Genomic DNA, 26,447 nt, shown 5'->3' on the forward strand with positions numbered 1-26,447 from the left:
TAACTATGCAAATCAAAAATTTCGATAATCACCGCTGAAAGTATATATTTTTATGCTTCTACTTCGTTAGTCATAGCTTTCTATATGTATGTGGCATAGTGTCACGATAGACCACAATCTCCCCTTTTTTCTCCAAATAATTCAGGTGGGCAAGAGTTTCTCCCATGGCGAAACGTTGTTCATGTACCGTTAGAACACGGGAAAACAACTTTTGTGAAATCTGATATGCCGTCATTTCGCCTTCTAATGCATCAAGCACGAACGCTAGGCGCTCTTCGTGATGGTGCATTAATTCCTCGATCCGCTCCTGCGCCTCCGTAAATACAGGCCCATGTCCGGGAATGACGAGCGCAATATCGAGCGCCTTAATCTTTTCTAAAGATGTAAGATACGTATGCAACGGATTGAAGTCCCCATGTCCATGATAAGAGATATTCGGTGAGATTTTCTTTAGTAGATGATCGCCTGCCAGCAGTACTTTTTCTTCCTTGTTATAAAAGCACATGTGTCCTTCGGCGTGTCCTGGAGTGTGTATCGCTTCATATACCAGTTCACCGATACGGTACGTCTCCCCTTCAACTATCGGTTTCATCTGTTGCGGAAACGGCCGTACTAATCCGTAGAACATATCATCATTTTCTCCAAGCTGCTCCAATACTACATCCGGCATACCAGCAGCAAGATAAAATTGACGGTTATGAGCAAAATTCTCTACCGTCCAAGACGAAAGCGCATGCTTCTTGGATTTATCACTTATATATACGTCTGCACCGGTCCACTCCTGCATTCCTCCTGCATAGCCAAAATGATCTGGGTGGTAATGAGTAAGAACAATGCGTTCCACGTCCTGTGGCTTAATATCATGCTCCTGGAATGCGGCTTGCCACGTTTCATGGGTCACATCCCGATTCAAACCGGTATCAATAACGGTCCACGTGCTACTATGTCTCGCCAAATAACAATGTACATGGTTTAAACGAAACGGGAGGGGAATTGTGACTTGGTAAATTCCATATTCATTCATCGAATCTTCCTTTCCTGTTGAATTTAATTCCATCTTATCAAATTTTACAAATGCCTGGGATATTCGGTATGCGATCTATTGCACTCGATAGAATATTTAAACAATTTTAACTTTTAGGTTTTCATCTTCGTTTCTTGAGGTAAAGTTAAAACACTACCTTGATAATAGGAGGGATATGATGGACCTCTTAGAATTAAGACGACGTATGGCTGACTATTCACCGGAAGACGAAGTCATTCATAAAGAGTTTGATGAAGGAATCATTCGCTGCATGGATTCGAAAATCATCGAAATCGAGTTCGGTGAAGACGTAAAACAGCTAAATTTCGAAGTACTTGTACAGTTCAATCTGATTAAGCCTAAAAACAAACACTCATTATAGAGAAAAGCTAAAAAAGCGAGCAGGTCTTTTTTGTCCGCTCGCTTTTTTCTATATACATCTGATTTGATACATCGACAAATGTTTATGGTGGGAGGTAAGAAAAGAAGGAGGGACGGCGGGTGGGCGCGATCGGAAAAAGACACGTTTGCCTTTCTTCTGCCGGAACGCAGGGCGCATCCAACCTCGTCTTTTTTCCGAATCTCCTCCTTCCAACCACACTCCCCCGTCGAAATATCAAACCATACAAAAGGCCATATAGATATAAAATCTATACGGCCTGTATTCACATATCACATCGTTTAAGGTGTAACCGTGCCATCCGGACTTCTGTCCGTTTTCCCATGTTGAGCGCGGCGATCGATATTTGATGAAGATTCATCGGAAGGCGCTATGTCCTTCATTTCTGTCGAAGCCTTTTGGACAGCAGAAGAAGCTACGTCTTTCATCTCGCCCATCGCTTCACTGGCTACATTGACCGCTTCCATCGAATACTCTTTCGCTTCCATTGCTTTATCCGCGATTTGCTGAATCGAGCGGGACGCCTCCTGGGCAATGGAGGAGACGACTTCGGATTTCTCCTGGATTTTGCTCACAAATCCTTGCGGATCATTTTTCAAGTCACGAGCCATTGTAATCGTCATATCCTTAACCGTTACGGCGCTGCTAGCCACATTCGAGCGGGTCGCTTTATCCATCAAAAGCACGGTCGCGGCTCCCGCCATTGCACCGGCGAACATACCGAACAGAAGCTTACCGTAGTCGGAGTTGGCAGAACTGTTCATGTTGTAGGATGAATCGTTAGTATAGCCAGGATAAGAAGCCGTCGTTGCTGTTGAATTTGGTGTTGTATCATTCATTTCATTCTGCATATTTCGTCATCCTTTCTTCTTCGTATTGTTTCACTAAGTCACCGTTTATTTAGTAAATACCCGGCCGATCTAAGCACCAAACATACTAAGAAGAAATAGAAGTTGAATATTGCCTTCAATACTTAATAACATACACAATTAAACGAGCCCACTCACTCAATATAGTCTGCATACTCTCATGGTCCTGCCACCAATTGGTCAATTGAACCTTTTCCAGTGAATGAGAGCCTACGCTGCAGATTTCAATGTCACTTTCGTCAAATACTTGACGAAAAACATACACGGAACGACGCGTATGCCAGTCATCGGTTACAAGTGTAAGGCGCTTGTTACGCAGTGTTTGCCCCTCCATTGTCTTCTTCGTATACAGTGCATTCTCGTACGTACTGCGTGACTTCTGTTCGAGAATAATATCACGTTCTGGAACGTGCAACTGTTTCAAGAGTGCTACCATTTCTTTACTCTCTGTTGTACGCCAGGAAATACGCGCGCCGGAAGAGACGATAATCTTGGGAGCAAGCCCCTCTTTGTATAACTCAACCGCTTTGCGCGTCCGCTGTCCGTCTGTCTCTCCGCCAAGCAGAACAATAAAGTCACTCGGCTTCCTTGTATCAGGATAAACGAGGTACTGCACCATCCCATTTAAAACCGGCCTGTATATCAAAAGGGCCAATATAATACATCCAACTAATACAGCAAGCATACGTATTACGAATTTTCTCTTCACATCTTCTCCCTCAGTATCTTAAACTTCTTCCGTACGTCAATAAAAGAATCAATTCTATTAACAGAATAAAAGGAATACCCCAAACGAAACGTGCATGACGGGTCTTATGTCGGAACATATACATACCTGCAAGACTTCCCACCGCACCGCCTACTAGCGCCACAGCAAACAAGGTGCTTTCTTTAATGCGCCATGCATGTCTTTGGGCTTTCCTCTTATCAATTCCCATCAACAACCAGCCTACTAGATTTACGGCTAGTAAATAACCAAACCACCACTCCATTTCTCTTCTCCTTCCCTGCGTATAAATTATCAAAGAAAAGAGCGGCCATCGCTCGCCGCCCTTTCATTTTTCTCTTCTATTATCTTTGTTTTACCTTTAATAATTCAATGAACTTGTCGTCCCGTTCTTTAATTTTTTCAGAGACTGAAATCTCTTCATATTCGTAAATGCCTTGCCCCGACTTCGCACCCAAATGACCGGCGTCCACCAATGTATTCAAAAACTCAGGAGCTTGCCGGCTTTGACTTAACTCTGGTGCCAGGTTATCAACAACACGCTTCCACGTATCCAGCCCGCCGAAATCCGCCGTCTCGATCGGACCAATAAAGGCCCAGCGGAACCCCGGCCCCTCGGTTACTGCCAAATCGATATCTTTCGCTTCTGCTACACCTTCTTCGAGCAAGTGAAGCGCCTCTCTTACAACAGCTGCTTGCAACCGGTTAGCGATAAATCCCGGTACCTCTTTCTTCAGAAGTACCGGAGATTTTCCAATCATGCGCATTACTTCCATGGTCGTCTGCACAATTTTTTCTTCCGTTCGTTCGTGTCGGACGACTTCAACCAATGGTACCAGCTGTGCCGGATTAAAAAAATGGGTAATCATCATGCGTTCAGGTGTAGACATCTTTTCTGCCAGACGCGAAACCGGAATGGTGGACGTATTGGAAGCAATAACAGCCGTCGGCTTCATGCAGCTCTCTAGTTTCTCATATAGCTCCCATTTCCATTCGATGACTTCAGGAATTGCTTCAGTTACAAAATCGGCGGTACGTACCGCTTCCTCCAAATCAGTTGTATACGTAATACAGGCAACAGCCCGCTCGCTTTCCACTTCTGTTAGTACTCCCCGCTGCACCTGCAGTATTAGGTTCGCCTTGATGGCCTTTCTCGCCTTTTCCAAATAGTTTTCTTCCAAATCGTATAGGAAAACAGGAATGCCTGCCTGTGCATACAATTGCGCAATGCCATGTCCCATTACACCGGCACCGATAACAGCCGCTTGTTGAATCATAGTATGTCGCATCCTTTCTATTTATCTCGATCCAGCGGATGGTAAGACCCTCGCTGATGGAAGCTTAACTTTATCGTTCCCGCACTTATGTTTTAGCTATTCTTTCAACAAAATAACGTGAACTTTCCCAGGCCCGTGCACACCGAAAGCCAAATCCATTTCAATATCCCCCGTCCGGCTCGGACCGGTAATAAAGTTCAAGCATGCGGGAAGACCGTCTGGGACTTTCTCATGTACGTACGCGGTAGCCTCAGTCAAACGGGGCATAATTGCCTTCTCCGATAGTATGACGACGAATACGGGAGGAAGCAGGCTGACAAGACGGCCTCGGCCGCCACCATTCCATAACATAACCGTTCCCGTCTCCGATAAGCCTAGCTCCGCATACGCGATTCCCATCTCAATTCCGGCTGTATCATTACGTAGCTCTTGCTCGTCTACCGATGTATCCCAGCTCCGGTGTACGACACCCTGTTTATCAAGCAATCTGCTTAATCCGAGTTTATGAAGGCGTTCATCGTCCCAGTATACGACCGAATGGGCGGGTGTTTCCTGAAAAATTTGCTGTAACGCCCATTCCATTTCTTCCGGCGGAATATGAAGTACTTGTGTTCGCAGCATACGTAAATTCTCAATAAACTGCTGCACTAATCCCTCCTGATCCAACTTTTCATGTAGATGAGCGTATGGCTTTGCTCTCCAGACTGGTGGTTTCACTCCGCTGCGCCGTGGACGGCCCAGCTTACCAGCAATTCGATTCAAAAATTCTTCCCGTTCTCTAGTTGCCACGTGTACCGCCCTCCTTCTCTTTTTTCCACCATTCCCTAAATGATTGCTTGGCTGGACGCGGCAGATCACGTACACTTGTCCAACCTGCAATCGGTCCTGGTCCCTTCTCAATAACATCATCGTTTGCGAGCCATCCGGTTGCCATATGGCCAGCACGCACCGCTTTATCGTACAGTGAAGAATGGGTCGTTAGGTATCCGAATCCTTTAAATGCTAATTTCTCCTGCCAGGAAACATGCCCGCGCTCTACTTCATCCTTCCGATGCTCAATGAGCAGATCATGAAGCGGAATTTTTACCGGGCATACTTCGGTACAGGCGCCGCACAGACTAGAAGCGAACGGTAACTCCTTCCATTCCTCGTATCCTTCCAAGAGCGGTGTCAATACAGCACCAATCGGACCACTATATACACCTCCGTATGCATGACCACCAATATGGCGGTATACTGGACATACATTCAGGCAAGCACCGCATCGGATGCACTTGAGTACTTCCTGATATGCCGTGCCAAGAATATCAGAACGACCGTTATCAAGCACGATAAGATGGAATTCTTCCGGTCCATCGATGTCCTGTGGACGACGCGGACCGCTCATCGCGGTCATATAAACACTAATCTTTTGCCCCGTTGCGCTGCGCGTCAGCATTGAGACGACAATATCAAGTTCTTCCCATGTAGGCACGAGCCGTTCCATGCCCATAATGGCAATATGTACTTTAGGAAGTGTTGTAGTAAGACGCGCATTTCCTTCATTGCTGATGAGGACGACTGAACCGGATTCCGCTACGGCAAAATTGCACCCGGATATTCCAATATCAGCTTCAAGAAACTCACGACGCAGTTCTTCACGGGCAAACTGACATAATTCCGCCGTCTCGTCGGACAGCGTGCGACCAGCCACATCAGAGAACAATTCAGCCACTTGTGCTCGCGTCTTATGGATGGCCGGCGCAATAAGATGAGATGGGGTTTCCCCGGCCAACTGGATGATGTATTCTCCCAGATCCGATTCGATGACTCGTAAACCTTCCGATTCAAGGTGCTTATTAAGGTGAATTTCTTCGGAAACCATCGATTTTGATTTAATAATAGAACGAGCATTGTTCTCTTTTGCAATCCGCAGTACATGGGCTACTGCATCCCCCGCAGTGGAAGCAAAATGTACATGTCCACCATTCTGTACCACATTATCGGTCAATTGTTCCAGGTAACTATCAAGGTTTTCAATTGTATGCATGCGAATTTGCGCCGCTAAATCTCGCCATTCCTCTACATTGCCTAACTCATCCGCTGCCTGAAAACGCCCATCGCGCAATCGATCTTGGGTGAACGGCACCGCTTTACGTAATTGCTCATCGATTAGTGCTTTATTTACCCTTCCAAAAAATTCAAGTGGCTGTACACTCATTTTCCTCCCCCTCTCGCGAGAACCTCCGCCACATGCATAACCTGTATGTCTTTGCCCGTCCGACGCAGGCGGCCGCCGATGTTCATCAGACATCCCATATCCGAGCCAATTAGTACATTCGCCCCCGTAGCTTCGATATGCTTCACTTTCTCATCCACCATCGCTTCAGAAATCGTGCTCATTTTTGTAGCGAATGTACCGCCGAATCCACAGCAATCCTGGCAATAGGGAAGCTCTTCCATTTCTAGTCCTTTTACCTGGGAAAGAAGAGTCGTCGGTTCCTCTTTAATTCCCAATCCGCGACTCATATGACAGGAATGGTGGTAAGTAGCATGAGCGCGCAAATTCGCGTCTACTTGCTCTACCTTCAGAATTCGTATCAGAAACTCGGAGAATTCATACGTTTTTTCAGCCAGATTACGAGCTCTCTCGACCCAATCCGGTTCATCTCGCAAAAGTTCAGGGTAATAATGACGAAGCATCGCTACGCAAGACCCGGATGGTGATACGACGTATTCGCTGTCAGTGAATACGTTGACCATATGCTTTGCTGTTTCGCGTGCTTCTTTATGGTAACCGCTGTTGTAAGCTGGCTGTCCGCAACATGTTTGATCTTGCGGAAAATCCACCTCTGCTCCATGCTTTTCAAGCACTTCCACTACACTCTGTCCGACATCAGGAAAAAACACATCCGATAGACAGGTGATAAATAAAGAAACTCTCATCCTTACTCTCCTCTTCATGTTTTGTAATTGATTGTATTTTCTTATTTTACAGAACAGAAAGCAGAAAGCCAATTAATTACCATAACAATAAATTATAAGCAAGAAAAAAATGAATTCTTAACAAAACCTTTACATATACTTAACAAAGTGTTATTATCTACATTACTCAATTTATGCAAATAAGGAGGGCGCATACCATGAAGCTTGTATGGGTACGAACAAAAAAAGGATATGATAGGATTCTCCCGCAACAGGGAATGGTTGTGAAAGAAACGGAGCATGACGTTTACCTCCTGTTTGCGGATGGACGCTGCAAAATCTCACGTGAAGAGTTTAATGAATACTATACAGCCGTATAAGAATGGCATAAGAGTAAAAGAAAGAGGGCCGCTTTTTCAAAAAGCAGCCCTCTTTCTTTTACTTTCTTCTCGTTATCCATTTCTTACCGAACGAACATTGAATACTACTGTTTCAGCACCCGGAAGCTTCCCGTAGCCATTGCTAGCAGTGTTCCATCTTCTGTCTCAACCCTTGCTTCAGTCGTGATCGTGCGCTTCGTGCGATGCACAATACGGCCACGCGCATATACCTTACCTTCACTAACAGCAGCCAGGTAATGTATATTCATATTCGTCGTCGCCTGATTTTTTTCTCCTTGCGAACGCGCTGCAAGCCCCATAGCATTATCCAACAACGTAGCGTATACTCCGCCATGCAATGTCATGTTTCCATTCATATGCTCATGCAAAACAGTAAGCGATAGCACGGCTTGTCCTTCCTCAATGCTTTCAATCGTACACCCGACGTACTTCCAGAACGGCACATCGGAAAAGTAGCTTTTTAATTCCCGCAAATATTGTTCATCAGCCATCTTTTATCCTCCATCGTACGTAGTATGCATCTACATCTTACCACTAATAAGAAAAACTTGCGGGCGTTGTCGGTCTTTTCGTCCGTCGTTCCACGCGCTCCACAGGGAATAAAGAAAACTTGGCTGGTGCCAAGCTTCGGAAGAAAGCATATGTCGCTTTCTTATTCATCGAAAAAAATGACGAAGGAAATTTGTTCTTATATTAAACTTGGGCGCTCGCTTTTCTATTCAATAACGACTTGCCCCAGACGGTGCGATAGAACAATCGCTCCAGTAGACCAAACAAGGAACCAGCAATCCAATACAGGCAAAGCGCAACCGGCGCTTTCCACAAAATAAGCAAAAAGAAAGGAATCATCAAGAGTGCTGTTAGTATTCTTTGTTGAGTTGATATGGTCGTTCCGACACCGGGTGACAACGGCAAAAAACTGGTCAGGCAAGCAAGCGAAGCCGCAACGATAGGCAACACATGCCACGGGTCAGACTCTGCAAACGTCAGCACCCATGGAATTAAAAAAGAGGACATCGTCGCGCCATGCGTAATAAACAACGAATACATCGCCATGAAAATCGGCATCTGCAACAAAGCAATCGTAAACATGGCCATTGGTTTTACACCATATTTTTCATATATTTTTTTCGTTTCCATTATTAAATCAGTCGGCTTGTCCTTATAACGCTCTCTCAGTGAAACAAGCTCCGGCTTTATCTTCATCTGCAATGCTTGCTGCCGGGCTACCCGCAGACTAAACGGAAACAGCAGTAACCGAACGAACAACGTAAGCAACAGGACGGCAATTCCCCAATCCTGTGCCAGATGAAACAAGAGGGTAAGCAATGGAACCAAAACCACCGTAATTGGTTGTGATAAAGCGTGCATTTATTTTCTCCTTTCCTGAATAAGCATATCTATCGGCTTTTTTCAGGAAAGACGGCGGCTCTTCGTCTCCAGAAGACGATTCTTTTGCCGGGCATTTACGGCGCATGCATAGAAAACGGCGTACGATCGCTCTTGCTCCTATGCAGGAACCACTCTCACTTTCCGCAGGGACTACACCTGCAATAGATGGATGATACGCTTTTCCTGCCCTTATGATTGCAAAACATCCTGCTACAAAGGTAGATATCCAAAACATCATCCACAAAAACGAAATATCAAAAGGCAGCTCCATCGCTTTCCCTCCCTTCTCATTAGTTTCCTATCATATCGGATTATACACTATGCCATACGCATAATATAAGAGTCAGTTTCAAATTTCTATTTACATACAATCACCGCACAGCACATCTATGGGAAGGAATTTATGCTCTTTCGACGAAACACATTATATACGTATTGTGGTAAGAAATCAGTGTGTCCGAGCTGATTCATAAAGGAGGAATAAATATGAGCATAAACCTAAAAGCCAAAATCAAAACAGGGAAATCTCCGCAACAATTCATGAAAGGAATGTCGAAAAACAAGGATACGTTTCATGATTGGTATAGCCGCTTTACCTGGCCTGAAGGAGAACAAGATTTCTTCCAATCGTTTCAGCAGCGAGATGACATTCACTGCTTGATTCTGGCCGCAGACTGGTGCGGAGATGTTGTGCGCAACGTGCCTGTTATATTCCATGCTATGGATGAGGCAAAAATCCCGACTGAGATACTCATTATGGAAGATAACCTTGAGGTGATGGACCAATTCCTAACGATGGGCGGGCGGGCCATTCCAATCGTTCTCTTCATTGATACAGATGGCAACGTGCTCGGCAAATGGGGACCTCGACCAGCTAATGTGCAGGCGATTATGATCGCATTCAAACAGGAAAATCCGGATCGGAACGCACCGGATTATGATGAAAAAATCAAGGATACTAGAGCGAAAATGCTACAAGAATACGGGGAGGATACGGGGTACCAGACCATTATTATCAAAGAGCTACACGAAATCCTTGCCGCCCTGTAAAGCACCGGAAAGGAACGGCTACAGAATCGCTCCTTTTTTCGCTGTACACCCAGTCTGGTATAATAGATAAAAAGAATGAGGAAGGGGCACAAACATGAAGCCAAACCCGATTTCCCTTGAAACAGCCAAGATGCTATCTGAAAAATTGAATGTGCCAATCGAACAAATTATGCACATGCCGCAACATATTCTTCTGCAAAAGCTAACCGAGATTGCCAAAGAAGAGAACGCTGGCACAAAAAGCAAAGAATAGAGCTTGCATAATAAGACATGATAAAAGCGGAGCGGGAACCCCTTCCCACTCCGCTTTACACGTTCAAATTTTCCCATATCGCGTAAAACACCTGTGCCCAGTATTTACTACTTGCTGCTCAACATCTTCCGCTCCTCGTCTGTAAACACTCTTGAGCGAGTTAAAAAACGCACCCCTTCCGGACCTTCGAGTGAAAACATACCGCCTCGTCCATTAACCACATCGATAATCAACTGCGTATGCTTCCAGTACTCGTATTGCGATTTGCTGATATAGAACGGACTGTCTCCGATTTCGCCCAGTAGAATATCCTGATCCCCCACTAGGAACTCATCTCGTGCATAACACATCGGTGAACTCCCGTCGCAACATCCTCCGGATTGATGAAACATCAAAGGCCCATGCCTGTCCTTTAATCTCTTAATCAAAGCGAGCGCTTTGTCTGTTGCCAGCACCCGTTTGACTTCTTCCATGCTTTCACCTCCCGTGGACGCAAGTTTAGAAGAATCCTTGCGCTTCTGGTGCATAGCTAACCAGAAGATTCTTCGTCTGCTGGTAATGATTAAGCATCATTTTGTGTGTTTCGCGTCCGATACCGGATTGCTTGTATCCGCCGAATGCCGCGTGAGCCGGATATACGTGATAGCAATTCGTCCATACACGCCCTGCTTTAATTTTGCGGCCCATGCGGTATGCCGTATTCATATCCCGTGTCCATACGCCTGCTCCAAGACCATACAGCGTATCGTTTGCTACCTGCAACGCTTCCGCTTCATCTCTGAATGTCGTTACCGAAACCACCGGTCCGAAAATCTCTTCCTGGAAAATGCGCATGTCGTTATTGCCTTTAAAAATGGTTGGCTTAATGTAGTATCCATCCTTCAGGTCGCCTTCCAGATAATTGCGCTCGCCCCCGATTAAGCACTCGGCTCCTTCCTGTAACCCAATATCGATGTAGGACAAGATTTTCTCCACTTGCTCCATCGATGCCTGCGCCCCGATCATCGTTTCCGTATCCAGAGGATTGCCTTGTTTAATGCTTTTCACACGCTCAAGTGCCCGTTCCATGAATTCATCATAAATCGATTCATGGATCAATGCACGGGAAGGGCATGTGCACACTTCCCCCTGGTTGAGAGCGAACATAACGAATCCTTCAATGGCTTTATCGAAGAAAGCGTCATCTTTGGATGCCACATCCGGGAAGAAGATGTTTGGGGATTTGCCTCCCAGTTCCAGCGTGACTGGAATAATGTTTTGCGAAGCGTATTGCATAATCAGACGTCCCGTCGTCGTCTCACCAGTGAATGCAATTTTGGCAATACGTGGGTTAGACGCAAGCGGCTTGCCAGCTTCCACGCCGAAGCCGTTCACAACGTTCAGTATGCCCGGAGGGAGCAAGTCTTCGATTAATTCTATTAATACCATGATGGAAGCAGGAGTCTGCTCGGCCGGTTTCAGTACAACGCAGTTTCCTGCTGCGAGCGCCGGTGCCAGCTTCCAGCATGCCATCAGGATCGGGAAATTCCATGGAATAATTTGACCGACCACACCGAGCGGTTCATTGAAATGATATGCGACCGTATACTCATCAATCTCACTGATAGTTCCTTCTTCTGCACGTAAAATACCAGCAAAATAACGGAAATGATCAATCGCTAATGGAATATCAGCAGCCATTGTTTCCCGTACTGGCTTTCCGTTATCCCATGTTTCCGCAACCGCTAACAACTCCAGATTCTCTTCCAACCGATCAGCGATTTTATTAAGGATACGGGCACGTTCCGCGACCGGTGTATGACCCCAGCTATCCTTAGCGGCATGGGCAGCATCCAGCGCCAGCTCGATATCTTCCGCCGAGGAACGTGCAATGCGGCAGAATACCTGGCCGTTGACCGGAGAAACATTCTCGAAATACTCGCCTTTAATAGGTGCAACCCATTTACCTCCGATATAGTTATCGTACTGCGATTTGAAATTCACCTTCGCTTGCTCCTGTCCCGGTTGTGCAACGATCATATTTATTCCTCCTTGTTCATTGTAAAATTCGATTCTAGGCTCCAGCGTCAACCATCATTGTTTCGAATGATTTCACTGCGGCTTCCGCTACTCGTACATCCTGCTCCACCGATCCACCGCTTACGCCCACCGCGCCGATAATCCGGTTTTCTGAGCGTAACGGGATGCCGCCGCCAAACAATATAACGCGCCCATTGTTAGTTGTGTTGATGCCATATAGCTCAGCACCGGGAGCGCTGGCTTCCGCCAGATTTGCGGTCGGCATCTTTAGCGCCACAGAAGTCCATGCTTTGTTCTGCGCAATGTCAATGCTTACCAAAAGCGCATCATCCATTCGATGAAAAGCCACGAGATTACCGCCTTCATCCACTACCGAAATAACCATCGGGACGCCAATCTGATGCGCCTCATGTTCGGCATGTTCTATCATGGCCTTTGCTATATCCAATGTTAGCCTACTCATTCTCTTCACACTCCTTTCCCTTTTTTAAACGGCATTCCTTTTACAAGGCGAGCTGCATTCTGCCCTGTTGTCCTCCCGCTTGCCGGTTCGAACAGATAAGGTGAGCCGCGAGCCAGTTTTATGTGGCAGATGGCGCTCCCACCATCCTTTCCTACACCGATACCAACATCCAACGGGGAAAGAGTAGCCGCATGCCTGCCTAATTCCCAAACATCGCATTCTGCTCCTTCTATATGAAAGAACGGCACTCCTTCTTCTTCCAAACCTGCAAAGATATCGTTCAGCACCTTTTCTCCTGTCCCTTTTTCAGAGAGTACAGGGATACCTATCTTCGACTTCACCCGACCACCTCCCGCGCTACGGATAGTACAAGACCGGTTGCTACTGCATTACGCGGTCCTTCTGTTCCCCTTACATTAGCAAATCCGGCGACAATACCGTATTTTCCAAGCTCCTCCGTCACCATCTGCGGAATCTCAAAATCCAGCGCTGAACCTCCGACCATTACAACAAAGGAAAGATGGCGAATATTCTTAGTTGGTACAATATACGCCAGCGCCCGAATCGCATTGGTAACGAATACCCTGCGTTTAGCGCTCCGACGCACTGCCCGTACTTTTTCCATAGACAATTTGACGGGCAAGGGCACCAGTTCCTTCTCTTCTCGAATAACGACACGTCCATAAACATCCGGGGGAAACGGCGATTCGGAAAATAACATTGTTCCGTCTTCAAGCTGCATATGAAACAGGCTCATCACCTTGCCGAGAGGATTTTTTTTAACCTTCTCTGCAAGTTCCCGGCTATGAAGCGCCAGTTCTGCATCAATCAGCATCGTAACCATGTCACCCGCTCCCGCAAGATGAACCGAGATAGTTTCGCCTCCTTCGCTTACCGCTGCCGCATCCGTAGAGCCTCCCCCCATATCGAGGATGACAAGCGGCTTCTCTGTCCCCGGTGTCGTTAATGCACCTCGGATAGCCATTTCCGCTTCTACACCCCCGACCTCTACGGGAATGCCAAGTTCTTTCTCAAGCGCTTGTGCCACTCTCTCAACAGGCATGCGCTCTGTTTTTACCATGGACGCCAACGCAACACCGCTCTCCATCGATAATTCCCCGGCCATGGCACCGCTAACCGAAACCGGTATGAGCACATCCGTTGCTAATAAATCGCCGATGGAAATATCTGCAAAAGGCTGACCGGTACTCTCGGATAGGTACTGGCGTAGCCCGTTCAGCATTCCGCCTACATTCGTTCCCATCTCACCTTGTACATTGATAAGTCCTCCCGCTCTCTCGATGCTTCGCATAATCTCTTCGGCTCCATCGTTAATCGCAACCTCTATCCGGCTTTTTCTTCCGTGTAATATTAAGCGACCGGCTTCAATGCGTCGTTCCACTACCTCTCCCTGTGGAGTACGGATAACGACAGCGGAACGGTTTCCAACCAACGCCCGTGCTACTGGGGCGATTTGCCGGGTCTCATCCGGTGTCAGCCCAAATACAGTAGCAAGCCCATAAGGATTGCTAAGCGTGCGGATGACATGACCAGGAAGCGCAACCTCTACCGCCGACTGTTTGCCGAGCGGTACCTTTTCGATATAAGCGACTTCGTCAACGATGGGAATTTTACAGTGAAGCCGATTGTAGATGAGCACTCCGTCGTCTTTTTGTGCGATAGCTCCCGCAATCTTGACTCCCCGATCATACGCCTCGTTTATCATATGGGCGGCCCATTCATAATCCGCTTTTGCCGGGATTACTACAATATATGCCTGCCCATTTTCTGCATTGGATCGCAAGTCGTCCAAATGCAGCGTCATACCAATGCCAAGTCCAGTCCCACCGGGCGTGTCCGGATTATGCCCAATCATAGAAGATTCGGTAATAAGTGTTTCGCTGATTACATCCATGGCCAGATCGCCTATAACCGGAACGGCATCATTTACACGAATTTTCTTAATATCACTGAAAGATATACCCGCTTTTTCCGCAGCGCTTTTCAAGGCAAACCGAATACCAGAAACGTTATCCACCGTTCCTTTGATACCGGTTGTTTTCGTCAGGTGCTGTGCGAGAAACTCTACTTTCCCTTCGTCGACACGGGCGAGCGCCACCTCGGTCGATGAATTTCCGATATCGACTCCGGCAATTACCTGCGACACTTGGCCTACTCCTCTTCCCTGCGCAACAGCTTTCGCTTCTCGTAAACATCGGCCGCTTCACGGACAAGTGCAGCATTTTCAAGCGCTTGATATTGCGTTTCCAATTCATCAGCAATAGTCAGCAATTCCTCTTTCGTAGAACGACGGGGGCGTAAGGCGTTATAAATTTCCAAAATGCGCGAATCGGCAATACGAATTAATTCAGCGGCCCGACGAAAGTTTTTTGCCTGCTGTACTTTTCCCAGACTGTCACAAATTTGCGCATGCATCTGGAGCGTTTCGGAACTGATACGTAGATCACTTGCTTTTATTTGTCCGCTTAGTGCCGCATCCAGCGTCAATTCATCATATGATTTTCCACTTGGTGTCCGAAGCAAATCCGGTCGCTTCGCGCCAAGAGGGTAATGTTTACGGGTAAGCGTTTCCATTACAGCACCTCCTGTTCATTTATAGAGATTTGAACATTCAGCTCGCTTGGTTTTGCATCCGGTACGAGCTCCTGGCACTCTTTTAAATAAAGAATCGCGGCTACCGCCTGATATTTCGGGCGAGCCATCTGGTCGTTGACGACCGGTACCGGATTCGGACTCTCACCCAGGGCATACATAGCGGCATTGCGCCCAATCGCCCGGTATGTCTCCAACGTAATTAACGGCGATTGTGGAAACAACTCCAGATTGCTCAACGGGTCAAGATCGCGCTGATGGATAACCGTCGTTCCTCTTGACTGAATGCCAATACCAATGCCTGAGCCGCTTAGCCTAGCCGCCTGGTGTCCCATAAACGCAAGGTCTGCAGTAGAGCGGCTGCGTATCACTCTAGCCTTTACCCCCTGCTCTTCAATTCCTGCAAGAACTTCCCGTAATACGCTCGCATGGTCTACATGGACAATCGTCTTATTTATCCCTCCGCCAAATGCGGGACCCACGGCCACGACTACTTCATGTGGGTCGTATCCTTTCTTTGCGGGTTCTTTCTCAGTCAGATTCATCTGAACGGTAAAAGTTGTGGACGGCATATCGTTCCCTCCTCAATCAAAATCCTGTGGACTGATGGCCTGGCGAATGTTTTTGATTTCTTCCCATCTTTCCGGACTCAAACGGTATCCGGTACCAGGACCGCTGTAATCGTTCTCATCATTGACCGCACTGCGCACAATGTTATTTTTATCGATGATAGCCGAGGTGTGAAGGTAATCTCCAGCCACACGCTGCTTCAACATATTGAATATCCGCTCGGCAATCTCACGGTATCCCCGCTTTTCCAAAGCAAGCGCTACATCAAGGCCGGTGATACCTTCATTCAAAATTCGTTCCGCAGCCTTCAAATCGTCCACAACATTACGTAAAGGCATATCCTCGCTGCTGTTGGCATACGTGGCACTTTCCACTTCTTCATCCGTAATTGCGGGGAATCCCAGCTCATCGAATACCGCCTGTAGTGCACTGGCTGCCTCATGACGAATCTGAATTACGCTTTCTTCATCGACAGGACGCAATCCGCCGTCCACCATCATATCCCGTTGCAATACAAGGTAATCATCCATGTCCGTCGTATCCATGTTCGAACCAGCAAACATATTATCACTGTTCGGCACTGCGCTATAGCCGGAGAAAATGAAATCAGTACCAGGTAACATCTGACAGAGCATCTTGGCGCTTCGACGAATTGGAGAATGAGAAAATGTTTGATCATTACCTGAAGCTACTTCCAAGTCGAACATCGTCGTAGTGAGATTTTCCGCTAACACAGCCCTCAGTCCGCTCGGCACAGCAGCCGGTACGCCGATGCAGCTAATGGAACCGTTCTGCAATCCTTGCACACCGGCACCCTTGGCCATCATGACACAGCGCACTTCAAGATAGAGCATCGATTTACCTTCAGCGCCTGCCATCTGCACCTCCGATCCTGTGCCGGATGTAAAGCGCATTTTTGCACCCCGAGAAGCATATGCCGATGCAAGGAACGATTTGGACCAGGGCGTATCATCTCCGTCGATGAATACTGACTCTGTTCCGTAAATCGATATCGTCTCCGCATAGGAGGTCAATCCTAGCATCGCAAGGCGCAGTTCGGTTGCTTCCTCCAGCGCGTCCTGCGTAAGAATACCGCCCCGCGCAGTTTGCGATCCGATTAGCAGGGCGAGTGCATTGAATGGCGCATAACGCACAATACCAACCGTCGTCTCCTGCTCATCGAATCCCCGCAAGCCTGCCTCCGCGGCATCAGCGGCCATCAGTACCGGATTGTCCCGCACATTCGTCACATGACACTGATTGGATGGCGTCTTACGTGCTCTCATTTTTTGCAGCGCCATCATCATTTCCACTACATTCATATGATTGAGTACTTCAACAACCTTAGCAGGTGTCATGCCTCGTGCCAATTCAATCATTTCAGAGCGTGAAACATGAATGTCAACCAGCTTACGGGCGATGTCAAGCCCATCCATTGCCATTACTTTTTCAGCTATAGTGGAATCCAGCGTATAGTCGGCAATGAATTGATCTAGCATATCGAATTGCTCCCGCGACTTTCCGTCCAGCTCTACAACTTTTCCACTTTCCACTCTAATCGACGGCTTTGGATCATTTGGGCTCGCCATAGCGACGAATCCCATCTCTGGCCATTCCGTAACAAATCCATCCTGATTAATCGGCTGCGATTCAAGCACCCGGAAGCGTCCAGAACGCTTTGTCTGCTGTGAAGCCTGCATACTTTCACCCCTTCTGTTTCTCACCTTCTTTACATAATAATTATAATTTTCAATTTATTTTTTGTATCTGTATTGTAATGACCTTCCTTAGCATTCTCTTTACTTTCTAGATTAGAAAAGTGAATGCTGGAATTGATATGGCGGGAGATTCGGCATCGCTTTCCGGCGCTTGCGGTACTGTGTTGGGGTCTCGCCTTCATGTTTACGAAACAAGCGGGAAAAATAATTCGGATCCAAAAATCCGCACAATTCCCCAATTTGTGCCATCGAAAGTTCCGTTTCGGCAAGAAGCCGCCTGGCTTTCTCCAGGCGTATTTGAATAATATAATCCGTCAGTGTCAAGCCTGCCTTCTGCTTGAATAGCCGACTGACATATTGCGGATGCAGATGAACGAGTTCAGCCAGGCTCTCCAATGTCAGTTCCTCAGCTAGGTGCCGCTTGATATATGATTTAATTTTGAAAACCGGATGTGTTTCTTCCGCATCTAAGCTTGTCCCGTTCTTTGGAGATGGTAGAAACTCACGCAGCGTCCGTGCTATCTCTTGGGGATGTACCGGTTTTAGCAGATACCGTTCGATACCAAACTCATGCATGCCCATATCAGCAAAACGTTCCTCTTCATATGCGGTCAGGAAAATGAGTCTGCAGTTCGGCTGTTCTGCACGGATACGCTCTGCGGCGGTCAACCCATCCATCACCGGCATCTTAATATCTAGAATCGCTAGATCAATCGTCTGTCTCCTAGCTACCTCCACTGCGTCTGCTCCGTTCTGCGCTTCAAAACAGCGCGCTTGTGTAAATCCGCCTTTGGAGATTATCCTGGCCAATACTTCCCTTTCCAATGGTTCATCATCCACAATCAACAGATTCATATTGCTTCCCTCCCGGCAGCATAATCGTAATGGTCACTCCTTTTCCAGGTCTCCCCTTCATCTCTGTAATTCCATAGCCTGCACCAAACTGGTACTGTAGCCTGCGATGAATATTATAGAGCCCAATGTTTGTCGTGTGGCCTGCACGGCGTTCACGCTGTGCCTCCAAGAGCATATCTGCAAGAGGAATATCCGGCATTCCTCTTCCGTTGTCCTCAACCGTAAACCTGACGTCATGTCCGAAAATCTCCCCCCGTACCCGAATCGTCATTCGTTTCCCCTCCGGTTCGAATCCGTGTACGATAGCGTTTTCAATCAATGGCTGCAGCGTAAGTAAAGGAATAGGGAGACGTTCTAGCTTCGGGTCAACGAAGCATTCAAAATGCAGATGATCCCGATAACGGGTTTGCTGGATAAATAAGTAGTGTCTTATATATTCTAATTCTTCTTCCAGAGGAACGAGCTTATCGATTTTGCGTAAATTATAACGCAAAATCCGTGAAAGACTGCATGTGACTTCCTGAGTCTTCTCTGCGCCTTCTAAATAAGCGAGACGAGAAACCGTGTTAAGCGCATTAAATAGAAAATGAGGATTCATTTGGGATTGGAGCATCTTCAATTCAATATCCTGCAGCGTTTTTTCGAGTTCTGTCCGCACATGTAGCTCTTCCATTAGTTTTTGTGTTTTCTGATGAAGTTCTTGCTGCGCAATCTGAGCGGCTATCATTTTTATAATATAATTTGCAGTGATAAATAGGAGTTCGGCGACAGCGCTAACTTTTTTCTCATCCTGGCGTGCTACCTGCTGCAGACACTTGAACAGTTCGCTCCGATCAAGCGGCAGGTCACGGACGTTCCCATATATCATCTCTAACTGCTCTGCTTCGTTTTCATCCATCACTACTTGTCCACACAGCACGGCGCCTAGATACTGGCCATTATGTATAATCGGGGCGGCCAGATCGACCAATCCGGAATGGCAGCGATGGATGACCGGCTTTTCATCTTTCGCTGCCAGAATCCCCACTCTTTCATCCGATAGGATACAGCGTGCAAGCCCTTCGGGACAGGAACGAATATATAAGCAGAATGACGTGAAATTGCTAGGTTCAGTAATCGGGCGCCCTTTCTCATCGCCGATAATCACAGCAAGACCGGTTGCGTCGGCGAATCGATCCTGTACCTCTTGAAGCACTCCTACATCGACAAAGTCATGAAGCGTCAAAGCTGCCATCGCTTCCTTCCTCTCCTTCTATTTTTCCTTCCGCATCCTCTCCACTACAATGTCTTTCGGTGTCCAGCATTCAAACCGGTAAGTCGGTTTGGTCGCATATCCGAGCCTTGCACATCTGTATTCCGTTTTTCTTACGGGATGTTTGAGCACCTGGAAATGTTGGCACGTAGCGCAGCAATGATAATCCCGTTCCATCCGGCGCCTCCATAATTTTATTTTTTTAAACTTTATCATGTATAGAAAATTGCCACAAGTGAAATAAGTTTAGTTTTTTCAATATAATGTAGAAAAAAGAGAAATCACAGTGAGTTTTCGACAGATTTCGCTAGGTACTGCCAGAATGCTCTCTGAACGATAAAAAACATATCAATAACATGCTAGTTTACATCAAAAAAATACAGAACCGCTTTCTTATTCTCCAGTTACAATGATACCGAATAACACCCAAAATATTGTAAGCGTTATCAAAAAAGGAGGATAAGTCATGCCGCAAATCTTCATTTCTCCAAGTAAATATGTGCAAGGACCCGCTGTTACTAGCGAAATTGGGCAATATGTTGCTCCTTTGGGTAAAAAAGTACTGATTTTAGGTGGCATAAGGAGCATCGAAGCTGTAAAAGCGAATATTATTCACAGTCTTGCTCTCCATAATGTACAGTACCACATTGAGACGTTTCAGGGTGAGAGCTCCGACAATGAAATCAATCGAATGTGCATGATCGGACGAAATGAGAAAGCGGATATTATTATTGGCATCGGAGGTGGAAAAGCAATCGATACAGCCAAAGCGGTTGGATTTGAGCTGGATGTTCCGGTCGCAATCGTCCCAACCATTGCTTCCACCGATGCACCGTGTAGCGCACTTTCTGTTATCTACAGCGATGAAGGTGTATTCGAGCGATATCTGGTGCTTCCAAAAAATCCGGATTTGGTGCTGCTTGATACTGAGGTCATCGCCCATGCCCCTGTTCGGCAGTTGGTGGCAGGAATGGGCGACGCTCTTTCCACTTATTTTGAAGCATCCGCCTGTGCTCGTGCCCGTGCAAGAAATATCGCAGGAGGGACGATGACACAGGCTGCCCTGGCCATTGCCGAATTATGCTATGAAATTCTGCTACGGGACGGGTACAAAGCAAAAATCGCCTGTGAACGCAAAGTCGTAACTGAAGCGCTGTCCAATATTGTGGAAGCAAACACGTTACTCAGTGGACTGGGCTTTGAGAGTGCAGGATTGGCCGCCTGCCACGCTGTCCATAACGGGTTAACTGTACTGGAGGAAACGCATCCATACTGTCACGGAGAAAAAGTAGCGTTCGGTACGCTCACTCAGCTTGTGCTAGAGAATCGAGCAATGGACGAAATCGAGAAAGTTATCGATTTCTGTCATCTTGTCGGTCTGCCCACCACACTTGCCGATATTGGACTCGAAAATGCCGATCCGAAGCAAATCCGGCTTGCGGCAGAAGCGGCCTGTAAAGAAGGGGAAACTATCTACAATATGGATATGGAAATTACGCCAGACAAAGTATATGCTGCAATGATGGCTGCTGACGCGTTGGGGCATGTATACAAACAAAGCAAAGAAACCGTATGGATGCAATCCTCCTCCCTTGTGCTGTAACACCTTAAGAAAAACGCGCGGGCATTGCTACTCATCCTTTTCCATCTTTAACAGCGACACCTACTTTCTTAATTTTTTGACTCTATTAAACAACTCTATTGATATTTTATAAAACCGAACAATTGTTCTATAACAAAGAGGTTATAGTAAATTGATAATCATGGAACAAAGAAAGAAAAGGGACTGAAAGCCAATTCTTTCAGTCCCTTTTTAACTCTCGCTTCTATATACATCTGATTTGATAAATTGACAAATTCTTGTGGTGAGAGGTAAGAAAAGAAGGAAGGGCGGTGGACGGGAACGGTTGGAAAAAGACACGTTTGCCTTTCTTCGGCTAGGGCGTAGGGCGCATCCAACCTCTTCTTTTTCTGAATCGCCTCCTTCCAACCACGTTACCCTGTCAAAATATCAAGTGTAATTTATATCGTATCGTTTACTTATTTAATCACCTTTACCGTTACGTTTTTACGTCCCCACTGTAGCGCTTGCTCACGTTCAGGGAAAAAGACGTCGATTTTTTTTCCTTTAATCGCTCCGCCTGTATCACCTGCTATCGCTGTGCCATATCCTTCTACATAAACCTTGGAACCGAGCGGAATAACGGACGGATCTACGGAAATCACTTTGGCATCTGGATTCTCCTTTAAGTTAATTCCCTGGGATGTTACTCCAGAACAGCCCGCACAATTGGCCGTATAGGCCGAGCTTTCAACCGTCATCACTTTGCCCTGCTGTACATTCTCATCTGACGTATTCAATGCCTTAAAGGTTTGTGGGCCGGCAATACCATCGACATCCAACCCTTTCGCGCGTTGGAACGACTTTACGGCATCAACAGTAATCGTGCCATAATAGCCGGTTGCTGTATGAAAATCAAAGTGGCCCCGATTCTTCAAAGCGGTCTGCAATTCTCGTACGTCATTGTTTTCCATGCCATAGCGCAGTGTTTGATCTCCCATGGAAGCTTGAGCCATAAGTGGAGCACTAACCATCATTCCGGCGGTAACGGTAGAGACAACAATTTTCTTCAGCGGTGTAAGCATATTGATAGATTCCTCCTGTTCGTCTATCCAATAAGCTTCCGCTTCTTCTTCCTGTCACGCTCAATAATATGAACATTATATAAAGAAATCTTCCGGGTTAAAAGGGGTTCTCCTGATTTTGCGAACATATAACCAAATTCCCGTCTTCTGCCGTTTTCCAACTTTCGTACCGGACAAAAATGCGTTCATTGCAGATGCCCTCTGTAGTTGCTCTCATTGCATAACATGAAAAATCAAATGCTGCCAAACGCCTAGAAGAAACACTAGCGGCCATTGATAAGATCGATAAGTTCATCTATTGCATATCTTACTTCCTCTTTTGTATTGTAAAAATGCGGGGCGATTCGTATAACATCGTTTCTCGCAGATACGACAATATTCTTTTCTTTTAATCGCCTCTCGACCTCGGATGCATTTTCTACGTAAAAAGATATCAAACTCGACCTGTATTCAACAGATTGTGAGCCGGATATACATATGCCTTTCTCCCTCCCATATTCTAAAGCAAAACACGTCACTTCCTGAAGATACGCATAGATGTTATGCACACCAACACTATGCAACAATTCAAGTGCTGCATGCGCTGCATACACACTAATAAAAGAAGGCGTTCCGGTTTCAAAACGACGGGCCCCTACTCCAGGTGCAAGCTTGTAGATATCAAACATTGCTGTTTTTTCCTGTCCAAGCCAACCTGTCACCCTGGGCTCAAGTCGTTCGGCAAGATTCTTTTTTATATATAAAAATGTCGTCCCTGGAATTCCTAGCATATACTTACGTGTTCCAGCGACCAATATATCAATATCCATTTCCCTTACATTAATCGGAATATGGCCCGCCGATTGATAAGCATCGACGAATAAAAGTGAATTTTTACTATGCACAATGTCAGCAATCTCTCCAAGATCTTGCTTATATCCATTGTAATAACATACATGCGGCACACACGTAAGTAGCGTATCGTGTGTAACCTCCTTCTCATACTGCTCCGTATCAATTATTTCGTTCGAAGAACGGATGAACGATACATTGGCCCCAAACTTCCGTTGTGCAAGCCATATGTGGCCGACAGTTGGAAAATCCATTTCCGTACATATGACTTTATTTTTGCCTTGCTGATAAGAAAAAGAAGTAGCCAACGAAGAAATAGCATCCGAAGCGGAAGACAATACAGCAACCTCGTCCGGTTCCGCTCCGATTATATCAGCAAACCTTCTTCTGGCCGCTTTCACTCTTTCCATCGCAAGACTCCAATTGTTTCCCCTCGTAAGCAAATGATGATGATATTCCTCAATCGCATGTGAAACAGGTTGAGCCAGCGCACTTTGAGAACAACTGGCGAGATATACATGTGTAGACAATATAGGAAATAAAGAACGATATGAATCGTATGGATGGCCCACCGTTTTTCCTCCTTACGGTTAAAAATATTGCTTTTCTATACATTCCTTGATATTTTATTCGTTATCAATCGACCGAATATTATTTTGTCTATAACATAATTGAAAAATGTAATCATGAAAACGACTACGACTATCATCGCCCGCTTTGTAGCCCTGCAAATTCTGCTTCATATGGGGTTTGGTTACCTCTTTGCAAAATGAATGCGTTGCAGCGATATCGAATCGAGAGCAGTTTTGTTTGAAATGGGCATTTGCAACTCGGCTTTAGCTACCGTTCTCGTCAACATAAGCACATTATATTTTCTTCATTGTACAGTATCGAAATCAACTAAAAAGATGTATACTATTCATAAAATACAGTCTGTTTTCTTTTTCGTTACTTATACTATATAGACTTATGCTTATCATTTCGACATAAGAAAAGTGGTTTGAGGTAGGCATGTTCGAGAAGGAAGAGGTTGGATGCGCCCTGCGCTCCAGCAGAAGGAAGGCAAACGTGTCTTTTTCCGAGCGCTCCCGCCCTTCCTTCTTTTCTTACCTCCTACCATAAAAATTTGTCGATTTATCAAATCAGATGTATATAAGTCAAATATTATGTAGGGTATGTTTAAAAACGGAAGTGAGGAGAACGCATATGGAGAATGAAAAAATCGTAGTATTGATGCCGCTGAGCGGAAGCATTTTGTGGGAAACATACGGTGAATCGTTCGGCTATCTGCAAATCCCTTCCTCACTGAAAGTACCGCTGAACGAAGTTGAAGTCCGAAGAGAATGGATCGCGGAAACCGAACGAGGGGTTCTTTACTTGCAGCGGGAGTGTGCTGAATAAAAAAACAATAGAAAAGAAGAAAAGGCGGAGTTCCCCAAAGCGGGTATTTCGCCTTTTTCTACGGCAAACTTTCTCTACTCTATTCCTCCTACAGAGTAAAAATAACCTATATATTATATATTACGGAACCTTATTCCCCGTAATCGAATACGATCTTATAAATGATTACATAAAAAAGGCCGTGTAGAATAGCATCTTCACGACCTACAGCTCCTTAATTGGAGAATTGCTGCTTTTACAGCTTGCTTATCTTAATTAAAATCCATTATATAGAAATCTCTAAAACATTAAGAGGAGCACGCTGGAGCGACTGAATTCTTCTAATCTGTTCATTAGTCAATCGGCGAGCAACAAGGACAAACGATGACATTTCATCGTTAAATCCTATATTAGTTAAATTTGTGACTTCCTGACTGCCACGGAATACTCGAAAATCACCCTGATAGTTGACATCCCTAAACAAAACGAGCGTAACATTTGCCGGGCTGAATCTATTTCTCACGCGGAAGCTTGAAAGCAAGTCATTGAACTCAAACGCTCTTGCGTCTCTGACCGCTACTCCGGCGCGACGAAAAAGAATGCGACGCCCTGAAAAGAATGCATCCTCAAACAACTCAAGACGTAATCCTCTACCGGGAACAATCTGTCGAACGCTAGTTTTTTTCATTATTATCACCTCCTGCTTTAACATATGCAGCAGGTGTAACATGCGTTTGGACAACTTATAAGGGTATATCACCAATTATTGAATACATAATCGTCACTCTATCATTTAAACGTTCAAAAAGGAGAAATAATGACTTCATTTTAGATTTTTAAGATATAATTTAACTATTATAAAAATAGGGATGTGGAAAATAATGAACTCGATTTCAACGGTTGCTAAATACCTTACTGAAAATGCACAATCTTTAGCGATTGAAATCGTTGAAGATATTATTTATAGAATAAAGTTAGAAATCCCAAAAGAAGAAATAGAGCAAGCTATTATTATGTATGTTGGGTTTTTAGGCTTTTTGGGAAGTTCTATTACTTGCAACGAGGATAAAGTACCGGAAGGACTTATGACATGGAGTAAAAAAAATGGAGAGCGTGAAGCGTCTCTAAGCGGAAAAATTTCAGACATTATCATTCGTTACCCGGTTACCCGTGTGGTCTTTACCGAACGCATTACTGAAATCGGTGTAGCTCATGGACTTTCAGTCGAGGAAGTCGCTTTTATTATTAAACGAATTAACTATATGCTCGATATAAGCATTAACGAAACCATTCTTGCCTTTGAACGCCTTAAAGATAAAATTATCAAAAAGGCGCAAGAAGAAGTAAACGAATTATCAGCACCTGTTGTACCTATTCAAGATGGGATTGCCGTTCTCCCGTTAATCGGTTCCATTGATTCTAACCGGGCTAGACATCTTTTAGAGAAAGTTGTCCCTAAAATTACCCAACTAAAGGTTGAGTGTCTTATTGTCGACTTTTCAGGCATCGTATTTATTGATACGACAGTTGCCAATCATATATTTAAGATTTATGATGTTCTTCGCTTATTAGGAATAGACGTCACAGTAACAGGTATACGCCCTGAGCTAGCCCAAACGGTTGTCAGTGGCGGTATAGACTTCTCATCTATCAAAACCTTTGCACATGTTAAGCAAGCGATAGAAAACATTAAATAGAATAATCCATCTACTTTCGTGTGTAATTGTAAAAACTCTTGAAAGCCGCTCATGCACTAAAAACAGCTTTCAAGAGTTTAAAAAATACAAGGTCGCTCAATCGTAT

Annotated in this window: 35 protein-coding genes; 9 read left to right on the forward strand and 26 right to left on the reverse strand. The window is 45.6% G+C overall.

What is annotated here, in order from left to right:
* Positions 1-70 precede the first annotated feature (70 nt).
* The gene (locus AF333_RS00365) at positions 71-1,024 is read right to left on the reverse strand and encodes an MBL fold metallo-hydrolase (RefSeq protein WP_043063888.1); all 954 of its coding nucleotides are present in this window, start codon (positions 1,022-1,024) and stop codon (positions 71-73) included.
* Between the two features lie 178 nt (positions 1,025-1,202).
* Between AF333_RS00365 and AF333_RS00370 the strand changes: the two genes are divergently transcribed.
* Together AF333_RS00370 and AF333_RS34415 are read left to right on the forward strand one after the other, a co-directional pair.
* Entirely contained in the window at positions 1,203-1,406 is a 204-nt protein-coding gene (locus AF333_RS00370) for a hypothetical protein (RefSeq protein ID WP_043063887.1), read from the forward strand.
* A 63-nt stretch (positions 1,407-1,469) separates the two neighbouring features.
* On the forward strand, positions 1,470-1,709 hold the full coding sequence (locus AF333_RS34415) for a hypothetical protein (RefSeq protein WP_235495879.1): 240 nt from the start codon (positions 1,470-1,472) through the stop codon (positions 1,707-1,709).
* Here the strand turns inward: AF333_RS34415 and AF333_RS00375 are convergent.
* The 7 genes from AF333_RS00375 to AF333_RS00405 form a co-directional block, all read right to left on the reverse strand.
* Complete coding sequence (locus AF333_RS00375; protein ID WP_043063886.1) at positions 1,706-2,275, reverse strand: hypothetical protein; 570 nt, start codon at positions 2,273-2,275, stop codon at positions 1,706-1,708. The two genes, AF333_RS34415 and AF333_RS00375, sit on opposite strands and share 4 nt — an antisense overlap.
* Positions 2,276-2,390: 115 nt before the next feature.
* The gene (locus AF333_RS00380; RefSeq protein WP_052811701.1) at positions 2,391-3,002 is read right to left on the reverse strand and encodes a YdcF family protein; all 612 of its coding nucleotides are present in this window, start codon (positions 3,000-3,002) and stop codon (positions 2,391-2,393) included.
* Between the two features lie 10 nt (positions 3,003-3,012).
* On the reverse strand, positions 3,013-3,285 hold the full coding sequence (locus AF333_RS00385; RefSeq protein WP_043063885.1) for a DUF1294 domain-containing protein: 273 nt from the start codon (positions 3,283-3,285) through the stop codon (positions 3,013-3,015).
* Positions 3,286-3,364: 79 nt separating this feature from the next.
* Positions 3,365-4,297 carry a 3-hydroxyacyl-CoA dehydrogenase family protein gene (locus AF333_RS00390; protein ID WP_043063884.1) on the reverse strand — a complete coding sequence of 311 codons (933 nt, stop codon included), beginning with the start codon at positions 4,295-4,297 and terminating at the stop codon, positions 3,365-3,367.
* 96 nt (positions 4,298-4,393) lie between these two features.
* Positions 4,394-5,086, reverse strand: coding sequence for a LutC/YkgG family protein (locus tag AF333_RS00395; RefSeq protein ID WP_043063883.1), 693 nt, complete (start codon positions 5,084-5,086; stop codon positions 4,394-4,396).
* Positions 5,076-6,497: a LutB/LldF family L-lactate oxidation iron-sulfur protein gene (locus AF333_RS00400; RefSeq protein ID WP_043063882.1), complete on the reverse strand. Its 1,422-nt coding sequence runs from the start codon at positions 6,495-6,497 to the stop codon at positions 5,076-5,078. The genes AF333_RS00395 and AF333_RS00400 overlap by 11 nt, the downstream gene beginning before the upstream one ends.
* Positions 6,494-7,222: a (Fe-S)-binding protein gene (locus AF333_RS00405; RefSeq protein ID WP_043063881.1), complete on the reverse strand. Its 729-nt coding sequence runs from the start codon at positions 7,220-7,222 to the stop codon at positions 6,494-6,496. The genes AF333_RS00400 and AF333_RS00405 overlap by 4 nt, the downstream gene beginning before the upstream one ends.
* Positions 7,223-7,419: 197 nt before the next feature.
* On the opposite strand from AF333_RS00405, the gene AF333_RS33325 reads away from it, so the two are divergent.
* Entirely contained in the window at positions 7,420-7,581 is a 162-nt protein-coding gene (locus AF333_RS33325; RefSeq protein WP_158502284.1) for a hypothetical protein, read from the forward strand.
* A 104-nt stretch (positions 7,582-7,685) separates the two neighbouring features.
* Here the strand turns inward: AF333_RS33325 and AF333_RS00410 are convergent, their stop codons facing one another.
* From AF333_RS00410 to AF333_RS34420, 3 genes are all read right to left on the reverse strand, one after another.
* Positions 7,686-8,093 carry a PaaI family thioesterase gene (locus tag AF333_RS00410; RefSeq protein WP_043063880.1) on the reverse strand — a complete coding sequence of 136 codons (408 nt, stop codon included), beginning with the start codon at positions 8,091-8,093 and terminating at the stop codon, positions 7,686-7,688.
* Between the two features lie 202 nt (positions 8,094-8,295).
* Positions 8,296-8,946: a YidC/Oxa1 family membrane protein insertase gene (locus AF333_RS00415; protein WP_235356571.1), complete on the reverse strand. Its 651-nt coding sequence runs from the start codon at positions 8,944-8,946 to the stop codon at positions 8,296-8,298.
* Positions 8,840-9,265 (reverse strand): hypothetical protein, encoded by a 426-nt coding sequence (locus AF333_RS34420; RefSeq protein ID WP_052811699.1) that lies wholly within the window; start codon positions 9,263-9,265, stop codon positions 8,840-8,842. Before AF333_RS34420 ends, AF333_RS00415 begins: the two co-directional genes overlap by 107 nt.
* A gap of 215 nt (positions 9,266-9,480) precedes the next feature.
* Here AF333_RS34420 and AF333_RS00425 point away from each other — a divergent pair, with 215 nt between their 5' ends.
* Both AF333_RS00425 and AF333_RS31395 read left to right on the forward strand, forming a co-directional pair.
* Positions 9,481-10,044, forward strand: a complete 564-nt coding sequence (locus tag AF333_RS00425) for a thioredoxin family protein (RefSeq protein WP_043063878.1) — start codon at positions 9,481-9,483, stop codon at positions 10,042-10,044.
* Positions 10,045-10,138: 94 nt separating this feature from the next.
* Positions 10,139-10,297, forward strand: a complete 159-nt coding sequence (locus AF333_RS31395; protein ID WP_074714927.1) for a YycC family protein — start codon at positions 10,139-10,141, stop codon at positions 10,295-10,297.
* A gap of 107 nt (positions 10,298-10,404) precedes the next feature.
* Here AF333_RS31395 and AF333_RS00430 read toward each other — a convergent pair whose 3' ends face one another.
* The 11 genes from AF333_RS00430 to AF333_RS34095 form a co-directional block, all read right to left on the reverse strand.
* A complete protein-coding gene (locus AF333_RS00430) occupies positions 10,405-10,770 on the reverse strand; it encodes a DUF779 domain-containing protein (RefSeq protein ID WP_043063877.1) in 366 nt (121 codons plus the stop codon).
* 25 nt (positions 10,771-10,795) lie between these two features.
* Positions 10,796-12,316: an aldehyde dehydrogenase gene (gene adh, locus AF333_RS00435; RefSeq protein ID WP_043063876.1), complete on the reverse strand. Its 1,521-nt coding sequence runs from the start codon at positions 12,314-12,316 to the stop codon at positions 10,796-10,798.
* 34 nt (positions 12,317-12,350) lie between these two features.
* The gene (locus tag AF333_RS00440) at positions 12,351-12,779 is read right to left on the reverse strand and encodes a GlcG/HbpS family heme-binding protein (protein WP_043063875.1); all 429 of its coding nucleotides are present in this window, start codon (positions 12,777-12,779) and stop codon (positions 12,351-12,353) included.
* Positions 12,780-12,784: 5 nt separating this feature from the next.
* Positions 12,785-13,120 (reverse strand): glycerol dehydratase reactivase beta/small subunit family protein, encoded by a 336-nt coding sequence (locus tag AF333_RS00445; RefSeq protein ID WP_200894922.1) that lies wholly within the window; start codon positions 13,118-13,120, stop codon positions 12,785-12,787.
* On the reverse strand, positions 13,117-14,946 hold the full coding sequence (locus AF333_RS00450) for a diol dehydratase reactivase subunit alpha (RefSeq protein ID WP_043063874.1): 1,830 nt from the start codon (positions 14,944-14,946) through the stop codon (positions 13,117-13,119). Before AF333_RS00450 ends, AF333_RS00445 begins: the two co-directional genes overlap by 4 nt.
* A 5-nt stretch (positions 14,947-14,951) precedes the next feature.
* Positions 14,952-15,374 carry a diol dehydratase small subunit gene (locus AF333_RS00455; RefSeq protein ID WP_043063873.1) on the reverse strand — a complete coding sequence of 141 codons (423 nt, stop codon included), beginning with the start codon at positions 15,372-15,374 and terminating at the stop codon, positions 14,952-14,954.
* The gene (locus AF333_RS00460; RefSeq protein ID WP_043063872.1) at positions 15,374-15,964 is read right to left on the reverse strand and encodes a propanediol/glycerol family dehydratase medium subunit; all 591 of its coding nucleotides are present in this window, start codon (positions 15,962-15,964) and stop codon (positions 15,374-15,376) included. Before AF333_RS00460 ends, AF333_RS00455 begins: the two co-directional genes overlap by 1 nt.
* Positions 15,965-15,976: 12 nt before the next feature.
* Positions 15,977-17,662: a propanediol/glycerol family dehydratase large subunit gene (locus tag AF333_RS00465; RefSeq protein WP_043063871.1), complete on the reverse strand. Its 1,686-nt coding sequence runs from the start codon at positions 17,660-17,662 to the stop codon at positions 15,977-15,979.
* A 111-nt stretch (positions 17,663-17,773) separates the two neighbouring features.
* A complete protein-coding gene (locus tag AF333_RS00470) occupies positions 17,774-18,535 on the reverse strand; it encodes a response regulator transcription factor (RefSeq protein WP_043063870.1) in 762 nt (253 codons plus the stop codon).
* Positions 18,513-19,769 (reverse strand): sensor histidine kinase, encoded by a 1,257-nt coding sequence (locus tag AF333_RS00475; protein WP_043063869.1) that lies wholly within the window; start codon positions 19,767-19,769, stop codon positions 18,513-18,515. Before AF333_RS00475 ends, AF333_RS00470 begins: the two co-directional genes overlap by 23 nt.
* Positions 19,770-19,787: 18 nt before the next feature.
* Positions 19,788-19,964, reverse strand: coding sequence for a hypothetical protein (locus AF333_RS34095; protein ID WP_162836865.1), 177 nt, complete (start codon positions 19,962-19,964; stop codon positions 19,788-19,790).
* Between the two features lie 289 nt (positions 19,965-20,253).
* Here AF333_RS34095 and AF333_RS00480 point away from each other — a divergent pair, with 289 nt between their 5' ends.
* Entirely contained in the window at positions 20,254-21,390 is a 1,137-nt protein-coding gene (locus AF333_RS00480; protein ID WP_043063868.1) for a glycerol dehydrogenase, read from the forward strand.
* Positions 21,391-21,649: 259 nt separating this feature from the next.
* On the forward strand, positions 21,650-21,808 hold the full coding sequence (locus tag AF333_RS34425; RefSeq protein WP_235495888.1) for a hypothetical protein: 159 nt from the start codon (positions 21,650-21,652) through the stop codon (positions 21,806-21,808).
* A gap of 19 nt (positions 21,809-21,827) precedes the next feature.
* On the opposite strand, the gene AF333_RS31400 is transcribed toward AF333_RS34425, so the two are convergent.
* The 3 genes from AF333_RS31400 to AF333_RS34430 all read right to left on the reverse strand — a co-directional run bounded on the left by AF333_RS31400 (position 21,828) and on the right by AF333_RS34430 (position 24,405).
* On the reverse strand, positions 21,828-22,433 hold the full coding sequence (locus AF333_RS31400) for a 3D domain-containing protein (protein WP_043063867.1): 606 nt from the start codon (positions 22,431-22,433) through the stop codon (positions 21,828-21,830).
* Positions 22,434-22,696: 263 nt separating this feature from the next.
* The gene (locus AF333_RS00490) at positions 22,697-23,836 is read right to left on the reverse strand and encodes an aminotransferase class V-fold PLP-dependent enzyme (RefSeq protein WP_043063866.1); all 1,140 of its coding nucleotides are present in this window, start codon (positions 23,834-23,836) and stop codon (positions 22,697-22,699) included.
* A 404-nt stretch (positions 23,837-24,240) separates the two neighbouring features.
* Positions 24,241-24,405, reverse strand: coding sequence for a hypothetical protein (locus AF333_RS34430; protein WP_235495890.1), 165 nt, complete (start codon positions 24,403-24,405; stop codon positions 24,241-24,243).
* A gap of 65 nt (positions 24,406-24,470) precedes the next feature.
* Between AF333_RS34430 and AF333_RS00495 the strand changes: the two genes are divergently transcribed.
* On the forward strand, positions 24,471-24,665 hold the full coding sequence (locus AF333_RS00495; protein ID WP_043063865.1) for a hypothetical protein: 195 nt from the start codon (positions 24,471-24,473) through the stop codon (positions 24,663-24,665).
* A gap of 265 nt (positions 24,666-24,930) precedes the next feature.
* Here the strand turns inward: AF333_RS00495 and AF333_RS00500 are convergent, their stop codons facing one another.
* Positions 24,931-25,332 (reverse strand): hypothetical protein, encoded by a 402-nt coding sequence (locus AF333_RS00500; protein ID WP_043063864.1) that lies wholly within the window; start codon positions 25,330-25,332, stop codon positions 24,931-24,933.
* Between the two features lie 193 nt (positions 25,333-25,525).
* Between AF333_RS00500 and AF333_RS00505 the strand changes: the two genes are divergently transcribed.
* Entirely contained in the window at positions 25,526-26,341 is an 816-nt protein-coding gene (locus AF333_RS00505) for an STAS domain-containing protein (RefSeq protein ID WP_043063863.1), read from the forward strand.
* The last annotated feature ends 106 nt before the right edge of the window (positions 26,342-26,447 follow it).

It is taken from the genome of Aneurinibacillus migulanus, assembly GCF_001274715.1.
Classification (GTDB): Bacteria; Bacillota; Bacilli; order Aneurinibacillales; family Aneurinibacillaceae; genus Aneurinibacillus; species Aneurinibacillus migulanus.